The organism is Ruegeria sp. SAZD011 (assembly GCF_059612545.1).
Window position 1 is genome coordinate 74,482 of sequence record NZ_JBXWQU010000040.1, and the last position, 17,260, is coordinate 91,741.

The following is a 17,260-nucleotide window of genomic DNA, read 5'->3' on the forward strand; positions in this document are numbered from 1 at the left end:
TCAGGCTTTCGGCTCTCGCAGGCTCTTGAACACATAGATCGGCAGCAGGATGCCGGCGATGAGCGCACCGAGCCAGACAAGCAGGGTCGCGGCCAGCAGGTTCGAGATCCCGCCCACGATCAGGCCCGAGGTCACCAGTTCGGTGACCAGAAGGCCGACGAAGATGACCACCAGCGAGATCCCGCCCTGAAGTGCGGGCAGGTTGCGCGCGCTCAGGCGGCGGATCAGCGGTTCGGCCAGGGCCTGGATCAGACTGAAGACGATGACCACGACAATCAGCGACAGCGGCGCGATGGAGAATCCGTCGAGCAGCAGCGCGGCAAGCAGGAGTCCAATGGCATTGCCGGCCAGAAGCGCGGCGATCGAAAGCAGGCGTCGAGACATGGCGAACCTCTTGAAGCTATTCACCCGAGCCTAGCCTATCACCCGCGTGAAATCACCACGGGAATCAAAGCCCCGTCTCGGCCTCGATCTGCTTTTTCGACTTGCGCGCCCGTTCGGTGGCCGATTTGAGCTGCCCACAGGCGGCCATGATGTCGTCACCGCGCGTCTTGCGGATCGGCGCGGCATAGCCCGCCTGATAGATGATGTTGGCAAATGCCCGAATGCGGTTGTTTGACGACCGCTTGTAGGGTGCGCCGGGCCATTCGTTGAACGGGATCAGGTTGATCTTGGCCGGGATCTTGTGCCGCTTGATATGGTCGAGCAGGCGATGGGCATCCGCGTCGCTGTCATTCACGCCGTCCAGCATCACGTATTCGAACGTGATCCGCTCGGAATTCGAGGCTTTGGGATAGACGGCCAGCGCAGAGAGCAGTTCCTCGATGTTCCAACGCTTGTTGATCGGCACCAGCACATCGCGGGTCTCGTCGGTGGTGGCATGGAACGAGATCGCCAGCAGACAGCCGATTTCTTCGGCCGTACGCGCGATTTCGGGCACCACGCCGCTGGTCGACAGCGTGATCCGGCGGCGCGACAGCTGGATGCCTTCGGGGTCCATCGCAATCTTCATTGCATCGCGCACGTTGTCGAAATTGTAGAGCGGTTCGCCCATGCCCATCAGCACGATGTTGCTGAGCAGGCGTGTTTCGTCCTTGGGCGCCCCCGGCACCGGCCATTCGCCCAGGTCGTCGCGCGCCATCATCACCTGGCCCACGATCTCGGCAGCGGTCAGGTTGCGCACCAGTTTCTGGGTGCCGGTATGGCAGAACGAGCAGGTCAGCGTGCAACCCACCTGCGACGAGATGCAAAGCGTGCCACGATCCTCTTCGGGGATATAGACCACCTCGACCTCATGCCCGCCGGCAATGCGGACCAGGTATTTGCGGGTGCCGTCTTCGGACACCTGCCGGGTCACGACTTCGGGGATCTCGATGGTGAAATGCTCGGCCAGTTGCGCGCGATAGGCCTTGGCGAGGTTGGTCATCGCGTCGAAATCGCGCACGCCCCATTGATAGATCCACTGCCAGATCTGGCCCACCCGCATCTTGGCCTGTTTCTCGGGCGTACCGTGTTCGATCAACACCTCGCGCATCCGGTCGCGGGTCAGCCCGACCAGGTTGATCCTGCCTTCGGGCAGCTTGCGGGGGATGGTCACGACATCCTGGGTGATCGGTGCTTTGACGGACATGGGTGCACTCGGCGGCTGATGGGGTCTGAGGCGATGGATGCGCCTCTATATAGGAAAGCGCGCGAAGATCAAAAGATTTCGCGCCCTCTTTGCCGCCGGTCGTTTGGGATGGTGCGGCAGGGGGCGCTGCCCCCATCGCGGCAGAGCCGCTCCCCCCGGAGTATTTTTGGCGAAATGAAGAGTTGAGTTACCGCGCCATCGCCATCAGGTCGCGGGTCCGGGCGCGGCCCAGTTCGATCTGGCAGGAGGTGATCGCGATGCCCGTGCCCGAGCCGCCGCCAAAGCTGGCACCAACTGCATCGCAATGCGCGTCGCGATAGGTAACCCAGGCCAATTGCGCAGCTTCAAGCGCGGGAAGTGCGACCTTGCGCCCGGTGACTTCGTCAAGTTCACCCGCCGAACCGCGGGCAATGTCGAGCGCGACGGCCAGCGCACCCTCGACACGATCTCTCATTTCGGAAACGCAGGCGCCAATCTCGACCTGGCTGCCTGCATCGCTGCATTCAAGCGCAGGATCGGCGGTGGCCGCCAGCGGTGCCAGCGCGAGCACAAACGCGAATTGAACCCGTCGCATATCACATCCCCATACAAGACCGACGGCGGGCCACTTACCCGCCGCAGCGTTTCTCGGCATCTTCGACAGCTGCGGTGAAGCCCAGCAGCGAGAAGGTATCCTTGGTCTGGGTGCCGCGCGCCGAACGGGCAGTCAGCACCGCGTCGGTGCCGCGCTTCATCACCGCAACGATCTTGGCGTCGTCGGCGGCGGTTGCCGGCCAGGCCCATTCGCCCTCGGTGATCAGTTCGAACTCGGTGCCGCCCACATTGAGATTGACCGTCGATCCGGGCGCGAAAGGATAGCCGCCGGTAAAGGTGACTTGCCCCTTGACCCCGGCCTTGGGCCGGAAGAACACCATCAGCAGGATATCGCTGCGGCGCACCGACACGACGCTGCCACCGCGGGTGTTCACGGTTTCCTTCGGTGCCGAAACGCTCCAGCATTCGGTCGGGTTGTCCTCGACGAAGACGCTCCAATCGGTCTTTGACGCGACCCGGTTGGTGCTTTCGCTTTGCTGCGCGGATACGCTGGTGGCGGCGGCCGTTCCGGCCAGACACAGGCCCGCAATGGCGCGGACAAGTTTCGATCCCATCTGTTCAGCCCTCCAGCTGACCTTTACCTCAATTCCATCACAGGATGCATTCGCGGAGTTTTGCCGATCCGTCTGGCTTGCGCATCCCGTCGATTGCCGACATAGACACAATAGCGCAGGTTTCGCCACGGACGAAAGGGCGATTGGCGAGAATTCGCGCAGATTTCTATTGGGGGACAGGATGACGCGACCGATACCGATGGCCGAAATCTGGCGCGGCGCGCTGTTGGAAAGCGTGCATTTGGGGCATGCGGTGATCTGCGACGGCAGCGGCCAGGTGGTGCGTAGCTGGGGCGATCCAGGGCTGGTGATGTATCCGCGCTCGTCCTCGAAGATGATCCAGGCGCTGCCGCTGCTGTCCTCGGGAGCGGCGGCCAAGTTCGGGTTGAGTTCGGAACAGATGGCGCTGGCCTGCGCCTCGCATAACGGGGCGGCGATCCATACCCATCGGGTGAATGATTGGCTTGGACAGCTGGGGTTGGGCGACGGCGACCTGCGCTGTGGCCCGCAGGATCCCGATGACCGGCCCGAGCATGAGCGGCTGATCCGCGCCTTTGAAAGCCCGTGCCAGGTGCATAACAACTGCTCCGGCAAACATGCGGGCTTTCTGACGCTGGGGCGTCATCTGGAGGCCGGACCCGAGTACCACGAGATCGACCACCCGGTGCAGCAAGCCGCCTTGGCCGCTTTTGAAGAGGTCACAGGCGAGGCAAGCCCCGGCTATGGGATCGACGGCTGTTCCGCCCCCAACTTTGCCACCAGCCTGACGGGACTGGCGCGTGCGATGGCCTGGTTCGCCTCGGCCCGCGACCGCTCTGACCGGCAAAGCCAGGCAGCGGCACAGCTGACCGAAGCCATGATGAAACACCCCGAACTGGTCGCAGGCGAAGGCCGCGCCTGTACCGAGCTGATGCGGGCCATGGGAGGGCGCGTGGCGATCAAGACCGGGGCCGAGGCGGTGTTCGTCGCCATCCTGCCCGAACAGCGTCTGGGCGTGGCACTGAAGATCACCGACGGCGCCACAAGGGCCAGCGAATGCGCGATTGCGGCCATACTCGTCGGTCTCGGCGTGCTGGACCCCGCGCACCCGGCCACCCGCAAGCGGCTGGACGCACCCATCCTGAACCGGCGCGGCATCGACTGCGGCAGCATCCGCGCCACGGCCGAGCTGCGGTTCTGACGCCGATCACATCTCGATGATCTCGGCCACCTCGACGGTGCCGTTGCCCGACATCACCATCGGGCAACCCCTGGCCATGTCGGTCGCGGCACCGATATCGGCGGCACGCACCACGGTATAGCCCGAGAGCGGGTTTGCGCCGCCATCGTCGGCCACGCCTGTGGCGCTGACCGTCTTGGACTGGCCAACCGGGTTGCCGGGGATCACGACCGCATCACCCATGCTATCGAACCAGGCCTGCCATGCGGCCATGACCTCGGCGCCTTCCTCGGGCGTTTCGGGCGTCTTGCCGCCATGATAGGCAAAGATGAAATCAGGCATGTCGCGTTCCTTCCCTTTGGTTGTAAAACATCAGGATCAGGCGAGTTCCGCCTCGAGCTTGCGCAACGACGAGGTCCAGCCCGCCTCGTGGCGCTGGCTCATCTCGTCGTCGCCCAATTCGCGGTGATCCAGGATCAACCGCGCGCCTTTGGCGCATGGTTCGACGATGAACATCACATGGCTTTCCGGCCCGCGCTGGTCATCATCGTCATGCCAGCCCCAGGTGAAGCCCACGGATTGCGGCGGTTTCACATGGGTAACATGGCCCGAGACCTTGTAGCGGTCGCCCGCGCCATTCACCATGACCGAGAACCAGGGCCCCAGCCGGGTGAAATCGAGGTCATGCTGATCGGCGGGCACATGCAGGCCCTCGGGTCCCCACCATTGCAGCAGTTTCGCGCCATCGCTGACCCAGGCGAACAGGGCCTCGGGCGTGACGGCGAATTCGCGTTCCAGTCTCAGGTCGGCCATGTCTTGTCGCTTTCGATTGCGGCGGCCAGCCGGTCCAGGCTGCCCTCCCAGAAGGTGCGTTTCGAGATCGTCCAGTCGGCAATCGCGCGCAGCCCCTCGGGCGCCACGGAGTAAAGCCGCTGGGTGCCATTGATACGCTGGCGAACCAGCCCGGCCTCGCGCAGCAGCTTCAGATGGCGCGAGATGGCAGCACCCGACATGCCCTTACCCTCGACCAGATCACCGGCGGGCAATTCGCCCTCGGCCATCAGTTGCTCGACGATGGCGAAACGTGTCGGGTCGGACAAAGCCGAGAAGGCGGCCAGAAGCTGGGTCATGGCTGCATTATTTAACCATTGGGTTAATAATGCAAGCGGAAGATCAGCCCGTCACGAAATCCGCCCGCGCATAGCCCTGAACAAAAAGCAGCGCCGTCAGGTCGCCGTGGTTGATGCGTACCGCGCATTGAGCCGCGACCGAAGGTTTGGCGTGCAGGGCAACGCCGGTGCCAGCGCGGCCCAGCATGCCCAGATCATTGGCGCCGTCGCCCACCGCGATCACATCCTGTTCGGACAGGCCCAGCCGCGCGGTGATCTGCTCCAGTGCATCGACCTTGGCCTGACGGCCCAGGATCGGGCGGGCAACATCGCCGGTCAGCTTGCCATCATCCGCCAACAGCGTGTTGGCGCGGTTCTCGTCAAAGCCCAGCTGCGCCGCCACCTGCGCGGTAAAGGCGGTGAACCCGCCCGAGACCAGCGCCGCATAGCCGCCATTGGCGCGCATCGTCGCCACCAGCGACCGCCCGCCCGGCATCAGGGTGATGCGCGTGTCGAGCACATGGCCGATCACCGCCTCGTCCAGCCCGCGCAACAACCCCACGCGTTCGAGCAGCGCGCCCTCGAAATCCAGCTCGCCGTTCATCGCGCGGGCGGTGATTTCCTTGACCCGCTCGCCGACGCCTGCCTCGTCGGCCAGTTCGTCGATGCATTCCTGCTGGATCATGGTGCTGTCCATATCCGCCAGCAGCATCCGCTTTCTGCGACCCTCGGCAGGCTGCACCACCAGATCGACACCCAACGCTTGCAGATCGTCCCAGACCTGCCAGCGATTGTCGGGAAGGGCTGCAAGCGTGAATTCGGCTGCTTCATCGGGGCTCAGCCAGACCGCATCGCCACCGCCCCAGGCGTTGCGCAGCGCATCGACCAGCGCCGGGTCGAGACGGGCAATGGAGGGGTTGGTCAACAGCGTGGCGACATACATGGGGCATCTCCTTTGGGTCGGGATGCCCATAGCGCAGGTGCGAAATCTCTTCCAGCCCCGCCCGACTGCGCGGACCGCATCGACAACCAACCTCCGCGCCGCCGCAGCTCGTGATTAACACTTTGTAAAAACTTGGATATCTTGAATCGCCCCCTAGGCCGGGAACGCGAGGTCTGCCACAGATCATTCTTTCCTTGCCGGGAAACACAAGTTTCCGATCGTAGTCGCAAAGGTCGCAATCAAATTTCAAAGCGGCGATTTTCGACCTCAATTCCGCTTGCGTGCCGCACTGCGGCGGACTAGCTGTTGCGGTGGGACACCCCTCCCCAACGAGGGGCGTATATCTGTAAGGGTAACACCAATGACTATCGACCAACCGGCAACGCGGCCGGTCAATCCGCGGTTCTCTTCTGGCCCCTGTGCCAAACCCCCCGTTTTTGATGTCTCCAAGCTTGCCGATGCCGCGCTGGGTCGCTCGCATCGTGCCGCCATCGGCAAGGACAAGCTGAAGGCTGCCATCGAAGGCACGCGCGAGATTCTGGGTATCCCTGCCGACTATCGCATCGGCATCGTTCCCGCCTCGGATACCGGCGCCGTGGAGATGGCACTCTGGTCGCTCTTGGGCGCCTGCAAGGTCGAGATGCTGGCCTGGGAAAGCTTTGGCGCCGGCTGGGTCACCGATGTGGTGAAGCAGCTGAAACTGGACGCCGAGGTCAAGACCGCCGACTATGGCCAGATCGTCGATCTCGCCTCGGTGGATTTCGACAATGACGTCGTGTTCACCTGGAACGGCACCACCTCGGGCGTGCGCGTGCCGAATGGCGACTGGATCGCCGCCGACCGTCAGGGCCTGACCATCTGCGACGCCACCAGCGCCGCCTTTGCCATGGACCTGCCCTGGGACAAGCTGGATGTGACCACTTTCTCCTGGCAGAAAGTTCTGGGTGGCGAGGCGGCGCATGGCATGATCGTGCTGAGCCCGCGCGCGGTGGAACGGCTGGAAAGCTATACTCCCGCCTGGCCGCTGCCCAAGATTTTCCGCATGACCAAGGGCGGCAAGCTGATCGAAGGCATCTTCAAGGGCGAAACGATCAACACCCCCTCGATGCTGGCGGTCGAGGATTATCTGCTGGCGCTCGACTGGGCACGCTCGGTCGGTGGCCTGAAAGGTCTGATCGCGCGGGCCGATGCCAATGCGCAGGCAATCTTCGATTTCTGCGAGGCACATGACTGGATCGCCAACCTGGCCGAGGATGCAGCCACGCGATCCAATACCAGCGTCTGCCTGAAATTCACCGATGCCCGCATTCAGGATGGCGCAGCGTTTGCCAAGGCGGTTGCCAAGCGGCTGGAGGCCGAAGGTGTGGCGCTGGATATCGGCGCCTATCGCGACGCGCCCGCAGGCTTGCGCATCTGGTGCGGTGGCACGGTCGAAACCTCGGATGTGGCGGCGGTGTTGCCCTGGCTCGCCTGGGCCTTCGAGGTCGAAATCGCCGCGCAAGCGCAAGCCGCATAGTCGCCCCCACCCTTGCAGGTGTCCTCGTCAAGAGGGTCCCCAAGGGTGGGTAGAGCATTGTATTTCCCTGCAAAGGACCAGCAGACATGGCCCCCAAAGTACTCATCTCCGACAAGCTCTCCGACGCCGCAGTCCAGATCTTCAAGGATCGCGGGATCGAGGTCGATTTCCAACCCGACCTGGGCAAGGACAAGGACAAGCTGGCCGAGGTCATCGGCCAGTATGACGGCCTTGCCATCCGCTCGGCCACCAAGGTGACCGAGAAGATCCTGGAAAACGCCACCAACCTCAAGGTGATCGGCCGCGCCGGCATCGGCACCGACAACGTGGACAAGGACGCCGCCTCGAAAAAGGGCGTGATCGTCATGAACACGCCCTTTGGCAACATGATCACCACCGCTGAACACGCCATTGCCATGATGTTCGCCGTGGCCCGCCAGATCCCCGAGGCCAGCGCCTCGACCCATGCGGGCAAGTGGGAAAAATCCAAGTTCATGGGCGTCGAACTGACGAACAAGACGCTCGGCGTGATCGGTGCCGGCAATATCGGCGGCATCGTCTGTGACCGCGCGCGCGGCCTCAAGATGAAGGTCATCGCCTATGACCCCTTCCTGGGCGAGGAGAAGGCCAACAAGATGGGCGTCGAAAAGGTCGAACTGGACGAGCTGCTGAAACGCGCCGATTTCATCACCCTGCATGTGCCGTTGACAGATCAGACCCGCAATATCCTGGGCCGCGAGAACCTGGCCAAGACCAAGAAGGGTGTACGTATCATCAACTGCGCCCGTGGCGGCCTGGTGGACGAGGAAGCGCTGGCCGAGATGCTGCAATCGGGCCATGTGGCAGGCGCCGCCTTTGACGTGTTCAGTGTCGAACCGGCCAAGGAAAACCCGCTGTTCGGCCTGCCCAACGTGGTCTGCACCCCGCATCTGGGCGCCGCCACCACCGAGGCACAGGAAAACGTCGCCCTGCAAGTGGCCGAGCAGATGTCGAACTATCTGCTGACCGGCGCGGTGGAAAATGCGCTCAACATGCCGTCGGTCACCGCCGAAGAGGCCAAGGTGATGGGCCCCTGGATCAAGCTGGCCGGCCATCTGGGCAGCTTCGTCGGCCAGATGACCGACGAGCCGATCAAGGCCATCAACATCCTCTATGACGGGACCGCTTCGACGATGAACCTGGCGGCCCTGAATTGCGCCACCGTGGCCGGTATCATGAAAAAGTCGAACCCCGAGGTGAACATGGTCTCGGCCCCTGTTGTCGCCAAAGAGCGCGGCATCCAGATCTCGACCACCAATCAGGACAAATCGGGCGCTTTCGACGGTTATATCAAGGTGACCGTGGTCACGGCCAAGCGCGAACGCTCGGTCGCGGGTACCGTGTTCAGCGATGGCAAGCCGCGTTTCATCCAGATCAAGGGCATCAATGTCGATGCCGAGATCGGCGCGCATATGCTCTATACCACCAACGAGGACGTGCCAGGCATCATCGGTACGCTGGGCCAGACAATGGGTGAGAACGGCGTCAACATCGCGAACTTCACGCTTGGCCGCGCCGCAGCCGGGGGTGAGGCAATCGCGCTGCTCTATGTGGATGAGCCGGTCCCGGCCGAAGCCCGCGCGAAGCTTGCCGAAACGGGCCTCTTCAACCAGATCAAACCGCTTGAATTCGACGTCGCCTGACCAGCGCGCCATTCAATCGAAAACGCCGCCTCGTAAGGCGGCGTTTTCGCGTTCAGGCCCTTGCAGCCACGCGCCTTGGCGCTTTCAACACGATCCAGCCGAACAACAGCATGGAAACCAGCATGATAACCGAGCCGAGCTTGGCCAGAAGCTCGGTCTTGCCCTGAATGGCCAGTGCCACGCCGGGCGCCAGCAGGATCACCGCCGCAACCACAAGGCCGAAATGCACCCGCGCCAGCGGGTTCTCGGCGGCGTCCGGCACAAGATGATAGTAGAATGCAAAGATCGAGCAGCTGACCCAGCCCAGCAGGTTCAAATGCCCATGCGCCGGCGACAGTGTGTGATCGTGGCTGGCCGACATCTGGATACCCCAGACCATGCCGCACAAGCCCGCCAGAATCGCCACCAATAAAAACGCTCTCGCCACACCGTTCATGTTTCTTTCCTCTCCCTGTTCGTGGCCGTATCGCCACCTGTGTCAAGTGTGAGGACATCATAAAAATATGTGAAATCAATAGATATTATGATATCTATCAGCTTGATGAATTTCAAAACCTTCGATCTGAACCTCTTGCGTGTTCTCGATGCGCTGCTTGCCACCCGATCCACCACGCTGGCAGGTCAGAGGCTCGCCCTGTCACAGCCGGCGGTCTCGGCCGCGCTTGCGCGGTTACGGCATGCACTGGGAGATCCGCTCTTCATCCGTCAGGGACGGCAGTTGGTTCCCAGCGATTACGCCACCAGCCTGCAAGCGCAGCTGCGATCGCTTCTGGAACAGACCGAATCCATGCTGGCGGGGCAGCCCGATTTCGACCCCGGAGCCTCGACCGACTGCCTGACCCTGTCAGGCAGCGATTTCTATGCCGAGCTGCTGATGCCCCGGCTGGCCCGCCACCTGTCCCGCCTGGCGCCGGGCATGCGCGTGCAGCTCGTCGATCTGGTGCCGGACAATTATGTCCAGTCGGTTGGCGAGTCCGGGGTCGATATGGCGATCCTGCCTGCGACTGAAACGCCCGACTGGGTCGAACAGCAGCGCTTGCACGGCTCGCATTTCCTTACTGTCGCACGCGCCGACCATCCGGAGATCGCCAAGGCGGGGCACGCCCCGGGCGAGGTCCTGCCGCTCGATCTCTTCTGCGGTCTCCAGCACGCGCTGTTCTCGCCCGAGGGCAAATTGCACGGGCTCGGCGACGCCGCCCTCGCCCGCATCGGCCGCGCGCGGCAGGTCACCATGACGTTGCCAGTGTTTTCCGGTGTGCTGAACGCCGTGTCGCAAAGCGACCTGATCGCCCTCATCCCTCATCAACTGGCCGAAAGCGTCGCGCCACGCCTTGGCCTGTCGCTCTATCATCCGCCCATCCCGGTTGGCCCGGTCGAAATCGTTCTCGTCTGGCACAAACGCGCCAGCAGCGCGCCGGCCCATCGCTGGCTGCGTGACCAGATTGCCATGCTGATGGCCGAGCTCGACACGATCCCTTCCATCGGATGCGGCGCTGCGGCAGAACCGGGCCTGCAAACAGCGGAGCAGGCGACATGAGCACCCCGATATACGCGGTCGGCGACATACACGGTCAGGCAGAGCAACTGGAAACCGCTCTGGCCCGGATCGAGGCCGATGGCGGTTCTGATGCCCGCATTGTCTTTCTAGGCGATTATGCCGACCGGGGGCCGGACAGTCGCGCGGTGCTGGACCGGTTGATCGCGGGTCAGTCGCAGGGGCGCGACTGGATCACGCTCAAGGGCAATCACGACCGCATGTTCGAAATGTTCCTGCGCGACCATCCCGCCCAGGATGACCGGCTGCTGATCGGGTATCACTGGCTGCACGATCGCATCGGTGGCGTCGAAACCCTCGCTTCGTACGGCGTCCCGGTGCCCGAAGGCGTTCGCACCTACCAGGTTCATGCCCAGGCGCGCGCGGCAGTGCCCGCCGAACACCGGAACTTTCTTGCCGGGTTACCCAACTACCATCAGGAGGGTGGGCTGCTCTTCGTACACGCCGGTATCCGTCCCGGCCTGCCGCTTGACCGTCAGGTGGAAAATGATCTGATCTGGATCCGCCAAGAATTCCTGGATGATCCGCGCCCGCATCCCTGGCTGGTGGTCCATGGGCACACCCCCGGCAAACGGGCCGAGCATCACGGCAATCGCGTCAATCTCGACGCTGGCGCCGGTTATGGCCGTCCGTTGGCAACTGCCGTGTTCGAAGGCGGCCAATGCTGGCTGCTGACCGAAACCGGCCGCCAACCGCTTGCCCCACACGCCTGACTCCGGCTTTCTTCTGTTCAAAAATACCTCGGGGGAGTCGCCCAGCGGGCGACGGGGGCAGCGCCCCCATCCCTCAGGTCCAGTCCAGCACCACCTTGCCGCTCAGTCCCGATTTCATCGCAGCGAACCCCTCGCGGAAATCATCGACCCCAAAACGGTGGGTGATCACCCGGGACACGTCCAGCCCATTCTGCAACATCGCGATCATCTTGTACCAGGTCTCGAACATCTCGCGGCCATAGACGCCCTTGATGGTGATCGCCTTGAACACGATCCGGGACCAGTCCACCGGCGACTTGCCCGGCGGAATGCCCAGCAGTGCGATCTTGCCACCCATCACCAGCGCCTCGACCATCTGGTCGAGCGCGGCTTGCGAGCCCGACATCTCCAGCCCCACGTCAAACCCCTGCTTCAGGCCAAGTTCGTGCTTCACATCAGCCAGCTCTTCGCGTGTCACGTCCACCGTGCGCGCCTTGGGCACCACATGCTGCGCCAGTTTCAGCCGGTCGGCATTGATATCGGTGATCACCACATGGCGAGCGCCCGCATGCTTGGCCACCGCCGCCGCCATGATACCGATGGGGCCCGCGCCGGTGATCAGCACATCCTCGCCCAACAGGTCGAAGCTCAGCGCCGTGTGCACCGCGTTGCCCAGCGGGTCGAGGATGGCGCCGATCTCGTCGGGGATATCGTCGGGCAGCGGCACCACGTTGAAGGCCGGCAGACGCAGGTATTGCGCGAAGGCCCCCTGCACATTGACGCCGATCCCGCGCGTGCCGGGGTCAAGGTGGAACTTGCCCGCCCGGCTCTGACGGCTGTCGGTGCCGATCAGATGCCCCTCGCCCGAGACCCGCTGACCGATGCTGAGACCGGTCACATCGCGGCCCAGCTCGACGATCTCGCCCGCGAATTCGTGGCCGGTGATCATCGGCACCGGCACCGTGTGCGCGGCCCATTCGTCCCAGTTCCAGATATGGATATCGGTGCCGCAGATACCGGTCTTGTTGATCCTGATCAGCACATCATCGGGGCCGATCTCGGGCACCGGCGCCTGAACCATCCACAGCCCCTCTTCAGGTTTGGATTTCTCCAGTGCTTTCATCGTATTGGGTCGCATCAGATCACTCCCAGTGCTTTGCCTGCGGTGGCAAATGCGGCCAGCGCGCGGTCCAGTTCCTCTCGTGTCAGGGCGGCGTTCATCTGGGTGCGGATACGCGCCTGCCCGCGCGGCACCACCGGAAAGAAGAAGCCCGAGACATAGACGCCCTCGTCAAAGAGCCGCGCCGCCATGTCCTGCGCCAGCTTGGCCTCACCAAGCATCACCGGGATGATCGGATGCTCGCCGGGCAACAGGTCAAAGCCGAGGTCGGTCAACCCGGCCCGCCAATAACGGGCGTTGTCGAACAGCCGCGCGCGCAGATCAGCGCCCTCCTCGACCAGCCGGATCGCCTCAATCCCGGCCATCACGATGGCGGGCGGCAGCGAGTTCGAGAACAGATAGGGCCGCGCCCGCTGACGCAGCAGATCGATGACCGGCTGCGGTCCGGCGATGTAACCACCGATGGCCCCGCCCAGCGCCTTGCCCAATGTGCCGGTCAGGATATCCACGTCCAGCCCAAAATGGTCGGGCGTACCCGCGCCATGCGGCCCCATGAAGCCGGTGGCGTGACAATCATCGACCATCACCACCGCATCATATTGCTGCGCCAACCGGGTGATCTCGGGCAGGTTGGCCAGATAGCCATCCATCGAGAAAACGCCATCGGTGGCAATCATCACATGCCGCGCGCCATCGGCGCGGGCCTGTTTCAGCTGCGCCTCCAGATCACCCATGTCGCTGTTGGCATAGCGATAGCGTTTCGCCTTGCAAAGGCGGATCCCGTCGATGATCGAGGCATGGTTGAGCGCGTCCGAAACAATCGCGTCCTCCGGCCCCAAGAGCGGCTCGAACAGCCCGCCATTGGCGTCGAAACAGGCGGCGAACAGGATCGCGTCATCCTTGTTCAGGAACCGCGCCAGCCGCTGCTCCAGTTCGCGGTGAATGTCCTGCGTGCCGCAGATAAAGCGGACCGAGGCCATGCCGAACCCCTTGGGCTCCAAAGCGTCACGCGCGGCGGCGATCAGCGCCGGATGATCGGCCAGACCCAGATAGTTGTTGGCACACAGGTTGATCACCTGCCGGTCACCAACGGTAATTTCGCCCCCTTGGGGCGAGGTGATCAGCCGCTCGCGCTTGTAAAGCCCCTCGGCCTCGATCTGGGCAAGCGTGTCGGTGAGATGGGACAGAAAGGATTGGGACATTGCGACCTCCGATTTGGCGCAATGTCTATCATAACGGATACGATTCCGAAATAGGGGAATTCGCTATGTTGGACAAAAATCCGTGAAACTGGACATTAGCGCTCCTGCTTGCCCAAGGGTACCACATTGGGCACCGGATCGGGGGCCAGTTCTTCGAAATCGAAATTGTCCAGCCGTTGCGCCCGCCGCCCGGCCTTGTCGGCGCTGATCTTGATCTCCGAGATATCCTTGGCCGCTTGCCCGAAATGGCGGTCCAAGTTCTCGACCCGGTCGCCCAGCCGTTCCACATCCTTGTGCAGCAGGCTCAGCTCCTTGCGGATGGCGCCCGCCTGTTCACGCATCCGCGCGTCCTTGAGGATGGCGCGCATGGTGTTGAGCGTAGCCATGCAGGTGGTGGGCGACACGATCCAGACCCGCGCGGCAAAGCCTTCGCGCACGATATCGGCGAAATTGGCGTGCAACTCGGCATAGACCGCCTCGGACGGCAGGAACAGCAGGGCGCCATCGGCAGTTTCACCCTCGATGATGTAGCGCTCCGAGATTGCCTTGATATGCGCCCGCACGGCAGTTTTCATCTGGCGCGCGGCCTCGGCCAGTTGCGGCGGGGTCTCGGCCCGGCGCAGCGCCTCATAGGCCTCCAGCGGGAACTTGCTGTCGATCACGATCGGCCCCGGCGGGTTGGGCAGATGGATCAGGCAATCGGCCCGCCGACCGTTCGACAGGGTATGTTGCAAGGAGTAGCTGTCGGTCGGCAGCGCCTTGGACACGATATCGTTGAGCTGGATTTCGCCGAACGCCCCGCGCGTCTGCTTGTTGGACAGGATGTCCTGAAGCGACAGAACATCGCCCGACAGCTTGGTGATATTGTCCTGTGCCTTGTCGATGGCAGCCAGCCGTTCCTGCAATTGCGTCAGCGAGGTCGCGGTCTGTTTCGAGCTGCCATGCAGGGTGGTGCTCATCTTTTCCTGCATCTCGGCCAGCGCCCGCTGCGCGCGCATGGCATTGTCGGCCAGCCGGTCGTTCATGTGCTGCTGCACGGCGGACAACCGCGCCTCGACCGTCTGGATCATCTGCACCTGCGCGTTGGCCTGCGCGTCCGAGACATGCGCCAGCCCGCCCCGCAACTGTTCCTGCCCCATGCTCAGTTGCTGCACGTTCTGGCCTAGCCAGGCCAATTGCTGCGCCATGGGTTCGGTCGTCCGGGCCGAGCGGTTAGCGGCACGCAGGGACAGAAATAGCATCAGCAGGATCAGCAGCAATACAGCGCCGCCGCCCAGAACCGCCATCACGATGGGGTCCTGCAAGGAATAGCTCTGATTGCCGATCTGAATCATGGTCTGCTCGCCTGTTCTTGTTTTGTTTTCAACTCCTATCCGGGATCGCCTGCCGGATCAACTGCGCCCGAACAACCGCTCGATATCGCTGAGTTTCAGTTCCACATAGGTGGGGCGCCCGTGGTTGCATTGGCCGGAATGGGGCGTCGCCTCCATTTCGCGCAAGAGCGCATTCATCTCTTCGCCCCGCATGCGGCGGCCCGACCGGATCGATCCGTGACAGGCGACCCGGCTCAGGATCGCCTCGATCCGGGCCTGAAGCGTGGCGCTTTCTCCCTGATCGGCCAGTTCGTCGAGGATATCGCGAAGCATCACGCCCGCATCCACCGGCCCCAGGATCGCCGGGGTCTCGCGCACCGCGACGGCACCACCGCCAAAGGGCTCGACGCTCAGGCCAAGGCGCGAGAGATCCTCGGAAAGGTCGAGCAGTCGCGCGCAATCGGCGGCGGAAAGCTCGACAATCTCGGGGATCAGCAGCGCCTGCGCCGCAACACCGTTCTCGGCCATCTGGCGTTTGAGTTTCTCATAGACCAGCCGTTCATGCGCGGCGTGCTGGTCGACGATGACCATGCCATCGGCAGTCTGGGCGATGATGTAGTTTTCATGTACCTGCCCGCGCGCCGCGCCCAGCGGCAGGGATTCGGGCGGGGTTTCGGCTGCTGGCTCCTCCGCCCTGCGGGCGTCCTCGCTGGGATCGGGTTCTACCATCCGGCCGCTATAGCTGCCGGAGAGTTCGGCAAATCCGGGCGCCTGCGCCTGATAAGAGGCCATACGCGCGGCAGGTGAGGGCCGGTCCATCTGGTAGATGCGCGCGCCGGTCTGTTCAGGCCGCATCGCCCCCAGCGTCGCCCCGGCCACGGTGGTCGAGGCCCGATGCCCGGCCTCGGCCAGTGCGTGCCGCAGGGCCGAGACGATCAACCCCCGCGCCACGCCGGGATCGCGAAACCGCACCTCGGATTTCGCCGGGTGCACGTTCACGTCGACCAGCGTCGGATCGCAGTCGATGAACAGGGCCGCCGCCGGGTGCCGGTCGCGGCTGAGAAAGTCGAAATAGGCCGCCCGCAGCGCCCCGGTCAGCATCTTGTCCCGCACCGGGCGCCCGTTGACGAAGAGGTATTGCGCCACCGCCGCACCGCGCGAATAGGTGGGCAGCGCCGCATAGCCATAGAGCCGCAGCCCCTCGCGCATCGTGTCGATCCGCAAGGCGTTGTCGGTGAACTCACGCCCCATGACGCGGCCCAACCGGTCGCGCAGCGCGTCGAACAGGTCGCCGGTTTCCGCATCCGCGCGGAACACCAGCCGCCCCTCGCCACCTTCGGAGACATCGCGCAGGGTGAAAGAAACCGAGGGTTCGGCCATGGCAAGCCGCTTGACCGTATCGGTCACCGCCTGCGCCTCGGCCCGGTCGGTGCGCATGAATTTGAGCCGCGCAGGCGTGGCAAAGAAGAGATCGCGCAGCTCCACCACCGTGCCCGCGCGCAAGGCGGCGGGCTTCACCGGATCGACCCGGCCACCCGAGACCCGGATACTGGCCGCCTCGGCGCCCAGGGCGCGGCTGGTGATGGTCAGCCGCCCGACCGAGCCCAGCGAGGGCAGCGCCTCACCCCGGAACCCGAAAGTGTGGATGTTGAGCAGATCCGACCCATCGATCTTGGACGTTGCATGACGCGCCAATGCCAATGGCAACTGATCGGGTGTCATGCCGCAACCGTCATCGGTGACCCGGATCAGTGTCTTGCCGCCATCCGCCAGGTCGATGGAAACTCGCGTCGCCCCGGCATCAATCGCGTTCTCGACCAGTTCCTTGACCGCCGAGGCCGGACGTTCCACCACTTCGCCTGCCGCGATCCGGTTGATCGCGGTTTCGTCCAGCTGGCGGATTTCCGGCTGCGTGGGGATGATATTGGGGTCTGTCGATGCCATACCCCTAGACCTAGCATGAGGCCCGGCGATTCTACCACCGGTTTGATGGTCGGCACCGCCCGGTCTCCCTTCCCGCGACACTTGCGCGGCGCGGGTCGGTCTGCCGCGAAAACCGGGCGGCGGGTGAGTGGTGGTCGGCACCGGATTCTATCCGGCCTGTTCACCTCAGCACTATCAGACCGCACTGCCAAGACGGAGGTTCACAGAGCCGCAAGTTGGGCGCCGATAAGCCAGCACCAGCACCAGA

General features: G+C 63.7%; 18 protein-coding genes. 5 read left to right on the forward strand and 13 right to left on the reverse strand.

Features of this window, described 5'->3' with window-relative positions:
- From AC2FLM_RS19790 to AC2FLM_RS19805, 4 genes are all read right to left on the reverse strand, one after another.
- Window positions 1-384 carry a phage holin family protein gene (locus tag AC2FLM_RS19790; protein WP_234138599.1) on the reverse strand — a complete coding sequence of 128 codons (384 nt, stop codon included), beginning with the start codon at window positions 382-384 and terminating at the stop codon, window positions 1-3.
- A gap of 64 nt (window positions 385-448) precedes the next feature.
- Window positions 449-1,630, reverse strand: a complete 1,182-nt coding sequence (rlmN, locus tag AC2FLM_RS19795; RefSeq protein WP_496859615.1) for a dual-specificity RNA methyltransferase RlmN — start codon at window positions 1,628-1,630, stop codon at window positions 449-451.
- Window positions 1,631-1,817: 187 nt separating this feature from the next.
- A complete protein-coding gene (locus AC2FLM_RS19800) occupies window positions 1,818-2,204 on the reverse strand; it encodes a lysozyme inhibitor LprI family protein (RefSeq protein ID WP_496859616.1) in 387 nt (128 codons plus the stop codon).
- A 34-nt stretch (window positions 2,205-2,238) separates the two neighbouring features.
- A complete protein-coding gene (locus AC2FLM_RS19805; protein ID WP_496859617.1) occupies window positions 2,239-2,778 on the reverse strand; it encodes an invasion associated locus B family protein in 540 nt (179 codons plus the stop codon).
- 181 nt (window positions 2,779-2,959) lie between these two features.
- Here AC2FLM_RS19805 and AC2FLM_RS19810 point away from each other — a divergent pair, with 181 nt between their 5' ends.
- Window positions 2,960-3,958, forward strand: coding sequence for an asparaginase (locus AC2FLM_RS19810; protein WP_496859618.1), 999 nt, complete (start codon window positions 2,960-2,962; stop codon window positions 3,956-3,958).
- 6 nt (window positions 3,959-3,964) lie between these two features.
- Here the strand turns inward: AC2FLM_RS19810 and AC2FLM_RS19815 are convergent, their stop codons facing one another.
- From AC2FLM_RS19815 to serB, 4 genes are read right to left on the reverse strand one after another with little or no spacing between them, the layout of a single operon-like run.
- Window positions 3,965-4,279, reverse strand: a complete 315-nt coding sequence (locus AC2FLM_RS19815; RefSeq protein ID WP_496859619.1) for a YciI family protein — start codon at window positions 4,277-4,279, stop codon at window positions 3,965-3,967.
- Window positions 4,280-4,315: 36 nt separating this feature from the next.
- Window positions 4,316-4,750 carry an SRPBCC family protein gene (locus AC2FLM_RS19820; RefSeq protein ID WP_496859620.1) on the reverse strand — a complete coding sequence of 145 codons (435 nt, stop codon included), beginning with the start codon at window positions 4,748-4,750 and terminating at the stop codon, window positions 4,316-4,318.
- A complete protein-coding gene (locus tag AC2FLM_RS19825; RefSeq protein WP_234144356.1) occupies window positions 4,738-5,067 on the reverse strand; it encodes an ArsR/SmtB family transcription factor in 330 nt (109 codons plus the stop codon). Before AC2FLM_RS19825 ends, AC2FLM_RS19820 begins: the two co-directional genes overlap by 13 nt.
- A gap of 43 nt (window positions 5,068-5,110) precedes the next feature.
- Entirely contained in the window at window positions 5,111-5,989 is an 879-nt protein-coding gene (gene serB / locus AC2FLM_RS19830; RefSeq protein WP_496859622.1) for a phosphoserine phosphatase SerB, read from the reverse strand.
- Window positions 5,990-6,350: 361 nt separating this feature from the next.
- Between serB and AC2FLM_RS19835 the strand changes: the two genes are divergently transcribed.
- The gene (locus AC2FLM_RS19835) at window positions 6,351-7,505 is read left to right on the forward strand and encodes a phosphoserine transaminase (protein WP_496859623.1); all 1,155 of its coding nucleotides are present in this window, start codon (window positions 6,351-6,353) and stop codon (window positions 7,503-7,505) included.
- Between the two features lie 86 nt (window positions 7,506-7,591).
- Complete coding sequence (gene serA, locus AC2FLM_RS19840) at window positions 7,592-9,187, forward strand: phosphoglycerate dehydrogenase (protein ID WP_234182695.1); 1,596 nt, start codon at window positions 7,592-7,594, stop codon at window positions 9,185-9,187.
- Window positions 9,188-9,239: 52 nt separating this feature from the next.
- Here serA and AC2FLM_RS19845 read toward each other — a convergent pair whose 3' ends face one another.
- Entirely contained in the window at window positions 9,240-9,623 is a 384-nt protein-coding gene (locus AC2FLM_RS19845) for a heme-copper oxidase family protein (RefSeq protein ID WP_234138574.1), read from the reverse strand.
- 105 nt (window positions 9,624-9,728) lie between these two features.
- Here AC2FLM_RS19845 and AC2FLM_RS19850 point away from each other — a divergent pair, with 105 nt between their 5' ends.
- Both AC2FLM_RS19850 and AC2FLM_RS19855 read left to right on the forward strand, forming a co-directional pair.
- Window positions 9,729-10,724, forward strand: a complete 996-nt coding sequence (locus tag AC2FLM_RS19850; protein WP_234220191.1) for a LysR family transcriptional regulator — start codon at window positions 9,729-9,731, stop codon at window positions 10,722-10,724.
- Window positions 10,721-11,455, forward strand: a complete 735-nt coding sequence (locus AC2FLM_RS19855) for a metallophosphoesterase family protein (RefSeq protein WP_234220192.1) — start codon at window positions 10,721-10,723, stop codon at window positions 11,453-11,455. The genes AC2FLM_RS19850 and AC2FLM_RS19855 overlap by 4 nt, the downstream gene beginning before the upstream one ends.
- Before the next feature lie 73 nt (window positions 11,456-11,528).
- Here AC2FLM_RS19855 and tdh read toward each other — a convergent pair whose 3' ends face one another.
- The 4 genes from tdh to mutL form a co-directional block, all read right to left on the reverse strand.
- A complete protein-coding gene (gene tdh, locus AC2FLM_RS19860; RefSeq protein ID WP_234220518.1) occupies window positions 11,529-12,557 on the reverse strand; it encodes an L-threonine 3-dehydrogenase in 1,029 nt (342 codons plus the stop codon).
- A 14-nt stretch (window positions 12,558-12,571) separates the two neighbouring features.
- Window positions 12,572-13,756, reverse strand: coding sequence for a glycine C-acetyltransferase (locus AC2FLM_RS19865; RefSeq protein WP_496859626.1), 1,185 nt, complete (start codon window positions 13,754-13,756; stop codon window positions 12,572-12,574).
- Between the two features lie 95 nt (window positions 13,757-13,851).
- Window positions 13,852-15,090, reverse strand: coding sequence for a DNA recombination protein RmuC (locus AC2FLM_RS19870; protein ID WP_496859628.1), 1,239 nt, complete (start codon window positions 15,088-15,090; stop codon window positions 13,852-13,854).
- Between the two features lie 57 nt (window positions 15,091-15,147).
- Window positions 15,148-17,013 carry a DNA mismatch repair endonuclease MutL gene (gene mutL / locus AC2FLM_RS19875; RefSeq protein ID WP_496859629.1) on the reverse strand — a complete coding sequence of 622 codons (1,866 nt, stop codon included), beginning with the start codon at window positions 17,011-17,013 and terminating at the stop codon, window positions 15,148-15,150.
- Between the last annotated feature and the right edge of the window lie 247 nt (window positions 17,014-17,260).

Coding starts and splice junctions, on each gene's coding strand:
- AC2FLM_RS19850 (WP_234220191.1), top strand. CDS start 9,729: ATGAATTTCAAAACCTTCGATCTGAACCTCTTGCGTGTTCTCGATGCG.
- AC2FLM_RS19815 (WP_496859619.1), bottom strand. CDS start 4,279: ATGCCTGATTTCATCTTTGCCTATCATGGCGGCAAGACGCCCGAAACG.
- tdh (WP_234220518.1), bottom strand. CDS start 12,557: ATGAAAGCACTGGAGAAATCCAAACCTGAAGAGGGGCTGTGGATGGTT.
- AC2FLM_RS19835 (WP_496859623.1), top strand. CDS start 6,351: ATGACTATCGACCAACCGGCAACGCGGCCGGTCAATCCGCGGTTCTCT.
- AC2FLM_RS19800 (WP_496859616.1), bottom strand. CDS start 2,204: ATGCGACGGGTTCAATTCGCGTTTGTGCTCGCGCTGGCACCGCTGGCG.
- AC2FLM_RS19810 (WP_496859618.1), top strand. CDS start 2,960: ATGACGCGACCGATACCGATGGCCGAAATCTGGCGCGGCGCGCTGTTG.
- AC2FLM_RS19790 (WP_234138599.1), bottom strand. CDS start 384: ATGTCTCGACGCCTGCTTTCGATCGCCGCGCTTCTGGCCGGCAATGCC.
- AC2FLM_RS19855 (WP_234220192.1), top strand. CDS start 10,721: ATGAGCACCCCGATATACGCGGTCGGCGACATACACGGTCAGGCAGAG.
- AC2FLM_RS19805 (WP_496859617.1), bottom strand. CDS start 2,778: ATGGGATCGAAACTTGTCCGCGCCATTGCGGGCCTGTGTCTGGCCGGA.
- serA (WP_234182695.1), top strand. CDS start 7,592: ATGGCCCCCAAAGTACTCATCTCCGACAAGCTCTCCGACGCCGCAGTC.
- AC2FLM_RS19845 (WP_234138574.1), bottom strand. CDS start 9,623: ATGAACGGTGTGGCGAGAGCGTTTTTATTGGTGGCGATTCTGGCGGGC.
- serB (WP_496859622.1), bottom strand. CDS start 5,989: ATGTATGTCGCCACGCTGTTGACCAACCCCTCCATTGCCCGTCTCGAC.
- rlmN (WP_496859615.1), bottom strand. CDS start 1,630: ATGTCCGTCAAAGCACCGATCACCCAGGATGTCGTGACCATCCCCCGC.
- AC2FLM_RS19820 (WP_496859620.1), bottom strand. CDS start 4,750: ATGGCCGACCTGAGACTGGAACGCGAATTCGCCGTCACGCCCGAGGCC.
- AC2FLM_RS19825 (WP_234144356.1), bottom strand. CDS start 5,067: ATGACCCAGCTTCTGGCCGCCTTCTCGGCTTTGTCCGACCCGACACGT.
- AC2FLM_RS19865 (WP_496859626.1), bottom strand. CDS start 13,756: ATGTCCCAATCCTTTCTGTCCCATCTCACCGACACGCTTGCCCAGATC.
- AC2FLM_RS19870 (WP_496859628.1), bottom strand. CDS start 15,090: ATGATTCAGATCGGCAATCAGAGCTATTCCTTGCAGGACCCCATCGTG.
- mutL (WP_496859629.1), bottom strand. CDS start 17,013: ATGGCATCGACAGACCCCAATATCATCCCCACGCAGCCGGAAATCCGC.